Below are 9548 nucleotides of genomic sequence, written 5' to 3'. Positions count from 1 at the left end.
CCTATGAATCACTCAAAACGTCGACCTTGAAGTCAGAGACTATCGGATCAGCAATAATCTGCCAAAGTAGTGCTAGGCTCCAGACTCATTGAGTTTCAGAGCCAGAACAAGACGGTGGCTGCGAGGGCGACGGCGGAGAGGAAGACCCTGGGGCACCTGTCGTGAGCCGGGTTGCCACGCGCCCCCAGTCCTTGAGCCTGCCCAACATGATCTCGACGCGATTGCGTCGCTTGTAGCGGCGCTTGTCGTATTTGACGGGCGTGCCACATGACTTCCGGCTCGGAATGCAGGGCGTGATACACTTGTCTTGCAAGGCTTCACGATACCAGTCGGCGTCATATCCCCGATCGGCAAGCAGCCAGTCGGCCTCGGGCAGACTGCTCAGCAATGCAGCTGCACCGATGTAATCGCCGTCTCTGGCCGGCGGTCATGAAGAACTTGATCGGGCGCCCCTTGGCGTCCGTAACGGCATGCAGCTTGGTGTTCATGCCGCCCTTTGTGCAACCGATCAGCCTGCCACGCCCCCCTTTTTCAACCGCAGGCTCGAAGCCGTGCGGTGCGCCTTGAGATAGGTTGCATCAATCATGATGGTCTTCTGTTCGGTGCCCTCGGAAGCCGGCCCCTCCATGATCCGTGCGAAGACCCCCATGTCGCTCCACCGCTTCCAGCAATTATAGAGCGTCTTCGGCGGGCCATACTCGCCGGGCGCATCTGACCACCGCAATCCATTGCGATTGATGAAGATTATCCCACTCAGGACGCGTCGGTCATCGACCCTCGGCTTGCCGGGGCTTTTCGGAAAGAACGGCCGCAAACGCGCCATCTACTCGTCGGTCAGCCAGAATAGATTGCTCATCACGCCCCTATCAGTTCGGGAGTGTGAATCATGCAGCCAAGGGGTCCGCAAGCCGATTAATGGGCCCAGACCCTAGAGGTCCATGATTCAGATTTTCAGGTCGAGGGGAATCCCGTGCGAGTCAGAGATCAAGGCGTTTGGTATGAGAAGGGCTATCCTTCGATCCGAGCCAGAGGTGCGCCGAAGGCCAGCACTTCGCCTGCCTTGGCGAAATGCTGCAGCCGGCCCCCTCTATGAGCCTCGACGCGGGTCTCCATCTTCATCGCCTCCATTACAGCGATGACCTGACCGGCCTCGACCGCTGCGCCGTCCTCGATCTGCCAGGCGGTAAGGGTGCCGGGGACGGGAGCAGTGACGGCCGCCTCGTCTGCCTCGGGTGGCGCCTCGGCGGCCGCAGGCGCGCCGGGCGTCGTCGCCATGATTCCTACAGGCAAGCCAAGCTCATGGCGCTTGCCGTCGATCTCGATGGCGACGCGCAGCAATGCCGGGGGGTTCGCAGGCGTCACGCGGGCATGGGGCTTCACCGCCTGGGCAAGGCTTTCCGCGAAATCGGTTTCGATCCATCGGGTGTGGACGCGGAAATCGCCATCCTCGGCCCGGAAGTCTGGAGCGTCCAGCACGGCGCGGTCAAAGGGCAGGACCGATGCCACGCCTTCGATGTGGAATTCCGCCAGAGCGCGTCGGGCCCGGGACAAAGCCTCGGCACGGGTGGCGCCGGTCACGATCAGCTTGGCCATCATGGAATCGAAGCTGCCAGGAATGACGGATCCTGAGGTCACCCCGCTGTCCAGCCGAATCCCGGGGCCTGACGGTGCATCGAAGACCGAGATCGGGCCAGGCGTGGGCAGGAAGCCGCGCGCCACATCCTCGGCATTGATGCGAAACTCGATCGAATGGCCGCGCGGTTCGGGCACGCTGTCGTCGGCCAGTTTCGCACCCCGGGCAACCGCAATCATACCACGCACCAGGTCGATGCTGGTGGTCTCCTCGGTCACTGGATGTTCGACCTGAAGCCGCGTGTTGACCTCGAGGAAGGAGATCGTGCCGTTGGCCGACAGCAGGTATTCGACCGTCCCCGCGCCGCTGTATCCCGCATGGGCGCAGATTGCGCGGGCGCTGTCGTGGATGCGCCCGCGCTGTTCGTCAGTCAGGAAGGGCGCGGGCGCTTCCTCGACCAGCTTCTGGTTGCGACGTTGCAGGGAACAGTCCCGCGTGCCGATCACCTTGACGGTACCGTGCTTGTCGGCCAGCACCTGCGCCTCGATATGGCGGGGGCGGTCCAGGAACTGCTCGATAAAGCATTCGCCGCGTCCGAAGGCGGTCAGCGCTTCGCGGGTGGCGGACTGGAACAGTTCCTCGACCTCCTCCAGGCGCCAGGCGACCTTCATGCCGCGCCCACCGCCGCCGAAGGCCGCCTTGATGGCAATGGGCAACCCGTGCTGGCGAGCAAAGACCAAGGCATCGGCAGGCGTTTCGACCGGGCCGGGAGTGCCCGCGACCAGGGGAGCGCCGACCAATTCGGCAATGCGGCGGGCCTCGATCTTGTCGCCAAGAGCGGTGATGACGGCGGGATCCGGGCCGATCCAGATTAGGCCCGCCTCCTGCACGGCCTGGGCAAAATCGGCGTTTTCCGACAGGAAGCCGTAGCCAGGATGGATGGCATCCGCGCCCGCACTCCGCGCGATGGCGATGATCTTGGCGGCGTCCAGATAGGTTTCCGCAGGCTTGTCGCCGCCAAGTGCGAAGGCCTGGTCGGCCATGCTTACAAAGGGCGCGTCGCGGTCGGCATCGGCATAGATGGCGACGGTTTCAATCCCTTCGTCACGGCAGGCGCGGATGATACGGACGGCGATCTCTCCCCTGTTGGCGATCAACAGACGGTTCAGGGGCAGGGTCGGGCCGGTGGCGAAAAGGGTCATGGCTGGACCTTTATGTCGTGGAAGGGAGCGGCGGCGGTAAAGCGGATGCGTGCGCCGGGCGGGATCTGGCCTGCCAGATCAAGCGCGGACGGCAGCAACGTGGCGATCACCGGATAGCCGCCGGTCAGCGGATGGTCGGCCAGAAAAAGCACCGGCTGGCCGGAATGGGGGATCTGGATGGCACCGGGTTCTGTTCCCTCCGAGGGGAGTTCGCATGCGTCCTCACGGGTGACCGACGCGCCTTCCAGGCGGATACCCACGCGCGACGACTGGGGTGTGACCAGCCAGTCCTGGGACAGAAAATGCGCGATCATGTCGGGCGTGAACCAGTCGGCGCGGGGGCCGAGGGTCACGGGCAGTTCGACGATGTCGCCCGGTTTCGGCAGGGCAAGCTGATCCTCGGGCGCGGCAACGGCTGTCGCAAGGTTGTTCGCAGCGTAAAGACGCGCGCCATTTGTCAGCGCCTCGGGACCGACGAAGGCCAGCGTGTCGGTTGCGGCAGATCCCAGCACCAAGGCCACGTCGAAGCCGCCGCGCAAGGCCAGATAGCTGCGCATCCCTGCGGCAGGAGGCGGAATCAGAACCTCATCCCCCGCATCCAGGGCAAAGGTTGCGGGCATGGTGTGGCCGGCCACATGGGCCTGCGCCGCGCCGGTCAACGCCAGCGTCACTGATTGTTCCGCCCGCAGCCGCACGGGGCCAAGGGTGATCTCCAGCACCGGCGCGCCCGGGGGATTGCCGAGCGCCCGGTTCGCCCGGTGCAACGCACCCATATCCAGCGCTCCCGAGGCCGAGACCCCCTGCCCGCCCTGTCCCGGACGCCCTTCGTCCTGGAAGACTAGCGGAAAGGCGGTCTGCAGCACGGTCAGTGCAGGCTGCCCCTGGGGTGCCGCCATCGCGGACGATGGATGGATCTCGGCCACTCCTTCGACGAAACGTGTACGGACACCAGGGCGGAGCAACGCAGGCGGATCGCGCGACAGGTCCCACATCGGCACCCTGGTCGTGCCGATCAGCTGCCAGCCGCCAGGCGTGTCCTGCGGATAGATGCCGCAGAACCGTGCCGCCAAGGCGACCGATCCCGCGGGGATGCGGGTGCGCGGCGCAGGGCGGCGCGGCAAGCCGAAGCGAGGGTCATCGCAGGTCATGTAGGCAAAGCCCGGCGCAAAGCCGCAGAAGGCCACCTGCCAGGTCGCAGCCTGATGCGCGGCGATCACCTCGGCCACGGACAAGCCGAGATGCGCCGCAACATCGGCCAGATCGATGCCGTCATAAGTCATGGGGATTTCGACCACCTCGGCCGGACCTTCCTGGCGCACCGTCCCGGGCGCAGGCTGGCGGGCCTGGATCGCAGCGGCCAAGGCACCATCGGCGGCAAAGCCGGGTGCCACGCGGATCATCAGCGTGCGCGCAGCGGGGATGATCTCGGTGACACCTTCAATCGAGTCGGCCCCCAATGCGTCGAACAGCGCAAGCGTGGTGTCCAGATCGGCCAGTTCGACCAGCAGCGTGCGGGGGCCGACGGGAAGAAAGCGCATCGTCAGACCTGCCACTGGCTGTCGGGAATGTCGGTGATGAACATGTGCCCCGGCGCATGGGTGATGGCAAAGGGCGGCTTCGAGGCCATCACGGCCGCCTGCGGCGTAACACCGCAGGCCCAGAAAACCGGCACCTCGCCCGCCCGGATTTCGACCGGGTCGCCGAAATCGGGTCGCGACAGGTCGGCGATGCCAAGGACCTCGGGCGAGCCGATATGGACCGGGGCGCCGTGGACCGCCGGAAAGCGGCCAGTGATCATTGCGGCCTCGGCCACCCGGTCCGCCGGGATGGGCCGCATGGACACTACCATCTGCCCGTGCAACCGCCCCGCGTCGCGGCAGGCGCGGTTCGTCAGATACATCGGCACGTTGCAGCCCTGCGTGATATGGCGCACCTCGATCCCCGCAGCCTGCAAGGGCGTCTCGAAGGTGAAGGAGCAGCCGATCAGGAAGCTTACCAGGTCGGGATGCTCGGCCCAGGCGTCAGTGGCATCCGCCACCTCATCGGTCAGCACCCCATCGCGCCAGATGCGATAGAGCGGGATATCGGTGCGCAGGTCCGCCTCGGGCGCCAGTGCGGTGCGGTGGCTGCCGGGGTCGGTCACGTCGAGAACCGGGCAAGGCTTGGGATTGCGCTGACCGTAGAGCAGGAAATCCCACGCCCAATCGCGAGGCAGCGAGATCATGTTGCACTGTGTGAAGCCCGGCGCCATTCCTGCGGTCGGGGCAACGGTGGTACGGCAGGCCGAGCGGGCGGCAGCGGCGCTTGCGGGATCGGGACGCATCAGGCAGCCTTTGTGAAGGGGGTGACATTGACGCCGCCCGCGACCAGTTCCTCGCGGATGCGGCGGGCCATCTCTACCGCGCCGGCGCTGTCTCCATGCACGCAGATGCTCTGGGCTTGCAGGCGCAGGATGGACCCGTCGATGGCCTCGATCATTCCTTCGGTGGCAAGCCGCAGCATGCGGGCGGCAACGGCATCGGCGTCGTGCAGGACCGCGCCCTTTTCCCGGCGGGATACAAGCTGGCCCTCGGGCGTATAGGCGCGGTCGCCGAAAGCCTCGGCCACTGTTGCAAGTCCGGCATCGGCAGCGCGGGTCAGGATTTGCGTCCCGGCCAATCCCATCAGCACCAGCGTCGGATCGATTTCCTTGATTGCGGCGATGACCGCATCGGCCTGACGGGCATCATTCGCGATGGTATTATACAATGCGCCGTGTGGCTTCACATAGGTGACCCGCGTTCCGGCAACCTTTGCGATCCCCTGGAGCGCGCCGATCTGATAAATCACGTCGGAGGTCAGTTCGACACTGGTCACATCCATCGGGCGGCGGCCGAAGCCCACCCGGTCGGGGTAGGATACATGTGCCCCCACCGCCACGCCGCGCGCCACCGCCCGCTCCACCGTGGCGCGGATGGTCAGGGGATCGCCCGCGTGAAAGCCGCAGGCGACATTGGCGGAACTGACGATGTCCAGCATCGCAGGGTCGTCGCCCATGGACCAGGCGCCATAGCCCTCGCCCAAGTCACTGTTCAGGTCGATGGTGCGGGTCATCCTGTCTCCTTTCGATTTACAGGCCCAGGAAGGCGAAGATCGCGCCGAAGGACTTGAAGCCCATGTACCAGGTCAGCGCGCAGACGATGGCGCTGAGGATCAGCAACGGACGATTGTAATGGTGCCCGCCCATCAGGTCGGACCGGACAAAGCCGACATAGGTGAAGATCGACAGTCCGATGGGCAGGATCAATCCATTGAAGCCACCCACGAAAACCAGCAACGCGGCGGGGGCCGTGCCGATGGCGACGAAGATGGCCAGCGAGACGGCGATGAAGGCGACCGTCGCGATGTTGCGGCTACGCTCGGTCATTTCCATGAAGGCCACCAGGAAGCTGACCGAGGTATAGGCCGCCCCGATGACCGACGTGATGGCCGCAGCCCACAGAACGATGCCGAAGATCCGCATCCCCCAATCGCCCAGTGCATAAGCAAAGGCCTGGGCTGCGGGGTTCGCGGCCTGGCTGGACAGATCCAGCGTGACGCCTGATGTGACGACGCCCAGGATCGCCAGGAACAGCACGAACCGCATCACGCCCGTGACCGCGATGCCGGTCAGCGATGCGCGGGTGACGGCAGCCAGGTTCTCCTCGCCGACAAGGCCCTTGTCCAGCAGCCGGTGCGCACCGGAGTAGGTGATATAGCCGCCCACGGTGCCGCCCACGATGGTGGTGATGGTCGGAAAGTCGATCACGTCCGGCAGGATCGACTGGCGCAGCGCCTCGCCCACCGGAGGGTTCGAGGTGACGGCGACGATCAGCGTCATCGCGATCATCAGAAGGCCAAGGCCGATCAGCGACCGATCCAGCAGCAGTCCTGCGCGCTTGGACAGGAACACCCCGATCGCCAGCAGGGCCGAGATCGCGCCGCCGATCTTGGGGTCAAGGCCGAACATGGCGTTCATCCCCAGACCCGCGCCGGCGATATTGCCGACGTTGAAGGCCAGCCCGCCGACCATCACGAGGATCGCCAGCAGATAGCCCGCACCGGGGATCGCGGCATTCGCGGTCTCGGACGCGTTCTTGCGGGTCAGCGCGGTGATCCGCCAGATGTTCAGCTGCACCACGAAGTCGATCAGGATCGAGGCAAGGATTGCAAAGGCAAAGGCTGCACCCAGCTTGGCGGTAAAGGTCGCGGTCTGGGTGATGAAGCCCGGCCCGATGGCCGAGGTCGCCATGAGGAAGATTGCCGCCAGAAATCCGCCCCGCAGGGTGGCATTCGCGGCCGTTGTCGTAGAGGACGCGTTCATCCGTCATGCTCCTGCTGCAAGGGTGATCAACGTTTTTCGAATAGGTGAAAGGTGACAAGACGAAGACAATCTGTCAACGATGATGTGACATACATATCATGATTGTTGAACAACACATTCACTGTTGCACGACTAAATGCCTTTTTGATGGGCTGAGATTCGGATTTTTGTTCGCACAAGAAGCAGCTTTGAACGGAAATCACCTCTCGCTTACTTGCCTTGCTCCGGGCTCGTGTCCATTCTGCAATGATGAAACAAGGGCATGACATGGTTATCGATCCGCCAGGTTTGGCCGAGGAAACGGCGTCGCGCTTGCGCAACGACATCATTGGCGGCACTCTGCCGCCCGGTCATCGGCTGTCGGAAACACGGCTGGCGGCCGACCTGGGCGTGTCGCGCAACACGTTGCGCGAGGTGTTCCGGTTGCTGACGCGCGAAGGGCTACTGAGGCACGAACCAAATCGGGGCGTCTTTGTGGCCGTGCCCTCGATGGCGACCATCGTCGATATTTATCGCGTCCGCCGCCTGATCGAGATTCCAGCCCTTGCCAATGCCTGGCCCAGGCACGAGGCGGTGGCCCAGATGCGGGTTGCCGTCGAAAAGGCTCGAGCCGCGCGCGAGGTGCAGGACTGGCGCAGTGTCGGCAGCGCCAACATGGAGTTCCACGCCGCCATCGTCGCCCTGACCGACAGCGCCCGACTGCAGGTCTTCTTCGCACAGATCATTGCGGAACTGCGCTTGGCCTTCGGCTTGCTGGATAGCCCCGAGCGTTTGCACGAGCCCTATATCGATCGCAACGGCGAGATCATGGACCTGCTGGCGGCGGGAAGTCAGACCAATGCGGCGGCGCTGATGGCGCGATACCTGGACGAGTCCGAACGGGTGGTGCTGGCGGCCTTTGCCCGACTGGGCTAGCTGGCCGCAAACGCCGCCGACCTGGCGACCCGCTCGGCCGCCATGCGGCCGGGGGGAACCGGCCGAGCAGGCCGAGTTCGTCTTCCACGAGACCGAGGAGTTTGCCGCCTCCAGTGGCCGGGCGCCGTCAGAAAGAGATCAACATGACCTGCCTTGCCGCTTGACAAACAGAAGGACGTCCAGGGCTTGCAATTCACCAGCACTGGGTTCACCGAGGTTCTGCTGGACGCAAAGGTGAGGATATCGATGGACGGACGCAGTCGCTGCATCGACGACCGAATGATCGAAAGGCTGTGGCGCTCGCTCAAATACGAATGCGTCTATCTGAACGCCTTCGGGACCGGATCAGAAGCCCGCAACGGCCAGACTGGCCAGGTAGTTACGGGCCAGGCGGTCGTATCGGGTGGCGATACGGCGCCAGTTCTTGAGCCTTCCCCACATCCGCTCAACGACGTTGCGCCGCTTGTATGCTTTCCGATCGAGCGGAAAGGGAAAGGTGCGCGTGGCCAGGGAGGGGATCACCGCCTTGATGCGCCGGCGCTTGAGCCAGCGACGCAGGCTCATGGCATCATAGGCCTTGTCGGCAATCAGTCTTTTGGGGAGGGGAAAGTCCCTCCAGAAGCGGAACAGCCATATGAATGTCCGGGATATTTCCGGGTGTCACGGCAAAGGCGACCGGTCGGCCCGTGACGCATCGGCCAGTGCATGGACTTTGCTGGTCGCCCGCCGCGCGAGATCCCGATCGCTTGCGACCAAGCCCCCCTTTTGTGTTCTGAGCCGACCGGTGGGCCTTCACGTGGGTGCTGTCGAGGCAGAGCTCCTCCGGCACCGGCCCTGCGGCTGCCATGCGCTTGAACATGCGTTGCCAGATCGGCCGATGCGACCAGCGTGTGAAGCGGTTATAGATGGTGGTGCCTGGACCATAGGCGGCCGGAACATCACGCCAGCGGCACCCTGTCTTCAGAACATGGAGAATGCCCGAGATGACCCGTCGGTCGTCCACGCGCGGTTTGCCAGGCAGGCCGCGCGGGAGATGCGGCTCGATGGACAACCAGGCTGCGTCCGAAAGCCAGAACAGATGCGCCATAACACGCTCCCCTGCCGAACCCAATCGGAAGCAAGATTAGCACAGAGTTACCGATCCGGCCGAAAGCCCGCCTGAATGCTCTTGCAAACAAACCCTTGTGCCAGAGGGGATTTGCCAAGGCGTTCGCTGCAGTAAGGTCAACACGTCCGTTCTGTGTTCTTGCGGGGATAGTCATCACCTTACGTTCCTTGACAGGAAGTGGCGGACCTGCGGACGCATGTGTGACTACTCGGGAAGATGGTTCTTTTTCTGGGGTAATCCCGCTTCCTCGGCTATCTTCCGCGACGCTTCGGCATCTTCAAAATCCTGCTCAGGATATTCGTCGAGGTACGCGCCATAAGATCGGCGCTTGGGTCGTGTCTCGGAAGTGGTAGAAATTGGATGGCGGCGTAATCTCCGGGTGAACTGACACCCACCCAGCCGGCGGCA

General features: G+C 64.1%; 9 protein-coding genes and 2 pseudogenes. 2 read left to right on the top strand and 9 right to left on the bottom strand.

Annotated elements, in window-relative coordinates:
* Positions 1–95 precede the first annotated feature (95 nt).
* The 6 genes and pseudogenes from OU682_RS22590 to OU682_RS22565 form a co-directional block, all read right to left on the bottom strand.
* Positions 96–823, bottom strand: a pseudogene (locus tag OU682_RS22590) (IS5 family transposase).
* A 185-nt stretch (positions 824–1008) separates the two neighbouring features.
* A complete protein-coding gene (locus OU682_RS22585) occupies positions 1009–2775 on the bottom strand; it encodes an acetyl/propionyl/methylcrotonyl-CoA carboxylase subunit alpha (RefSeq protein ID WP_268944447.1) in 1767 nt (588 codons plus the stop codon).
* Positions 2772–4313 (bottom strand): 5-oxoprolinase subunit B/C family protein, encoded by a 1542-nt coding sequence (locus OU682_RS22580; protein ID WP_268944446.1) that lies wholly within the window; start codon positions 4311–4313, stop codon positions 2772–2774. The genes OU682_RS22585 and OU682_RS22580 overlap by 4 nt, the downstream gene beginning before the upstream one ends.
* 2 nt (positions 4314–4315) lie before the next feature.
* Complete coding sequence (locus tag OU682_RS22575; protein ID WP_268944445.1) at positions 4316–5098, bottom strand: putative hydro-lyase; 783 nt, start codon at positions 5096–5098, stop codon at positions 4316–4318.
* A complete protein-coding gene (locus OU682_RS22570; RefSeq protein WP_268944444.1) occupies positions 5098–5868 on the bottom strand; it encodes a LamB/YcsF family protein in 771 nt (256 codons plus the stop codon). The genes OU682_RS22575 and OU682_RS22570 overlap by 1 nt, the downstream gene beginning before the upstream one ends.
* 16 nt (positions 5869–5884) lie before the next feature.
* On the bottom strand, positions 5885–7117 hold the full coding sequence (locus OU682_RS22565) for an NRAMP family divalent metal transporter (RefSeq protein ID WP_268944443.1): 1233 nt from the start codon (positions 7115–7117) through the stop codon (positions 5885–5887).
* A gap of 267 nt (positions 7118–7384) precedes the next feature.
* On the opposite strand from OU682_RS22565, the gene OU682_RS22560 reads away from it, so the two are divergent.
* Together OU682_RS22560 and OU682_RS22555 are read left to right on the top strand one after the other, a co-directional pair.
* Positions 7385–8032, top strand: coding sequence for a GntR family transcriptional regulator (locus OU682_RS22560; RefSeq protein WP_268944442.1), 648 nt, complete (start codon positions 7385–7387; stop codon positions 8030–8032).
* A gap of 180 nt (positions 8033–8212) precedes the next feature.
* Positions 8213–8395: pseudogene (locus tag OU682_RS22555) on the top strand (IS3 family transposase); the annotation flags it as partial.
* Here the strand turns inward: OU682_RS22555 and OU682_RS24445 are convergent.
* The 3 genes from OU682_RS24445 to OU682_RS22545 all read right to left on the bottom strand — a co-directional run.
* On the bottom strand, positions 8378–8596 hold the full coding sequence (locus tag OU682_RS24445) for a transposase (protein WP_371832303.1): 219 nt from the start codon (positions 8594–8596) through the stop codon (positions 8378–8380). The pseudogene OU682_RS22555 and the gene OU682_RS24445 overlap by 18 nt on opposite strands.
* 4 nt (positions 8597–8600) lie before the next feature.
* Positions 8601–9119: an IS5 family transposase gene (locus OU682_RS22550; protein ID WP_371832302.1), complete on the bottom strand. Its 519-nt coding sequence runs from the start codon at positions 9117–9119 to the stop codon at positions 8601–8603.
* Positions 9120–9344: 225 nt separating this feature from the next.
* The coding region (locus OU682_RS22545; RefSeq protein ID WP_268944440.1) for a hypothetical protein at positions 9345–9548 on the bottom strand (204 nt) is incomplete at its 5' end.

Origin of the sequence: Paracoccus benzoatiresistens (assembly GCF_026913015.1) — a bacterium.
Classification (GTDB): domain Bacteria; phylum Pseudomonadota; class Alphaproteobacteria; order Rhodobacterales; family Rhodobacteraceae; genus Paracoccus; species Paracoccus benzoatiresistens.
This window is presented reverse-complemented; position numbering and strand designations above follow the sequence as displayed.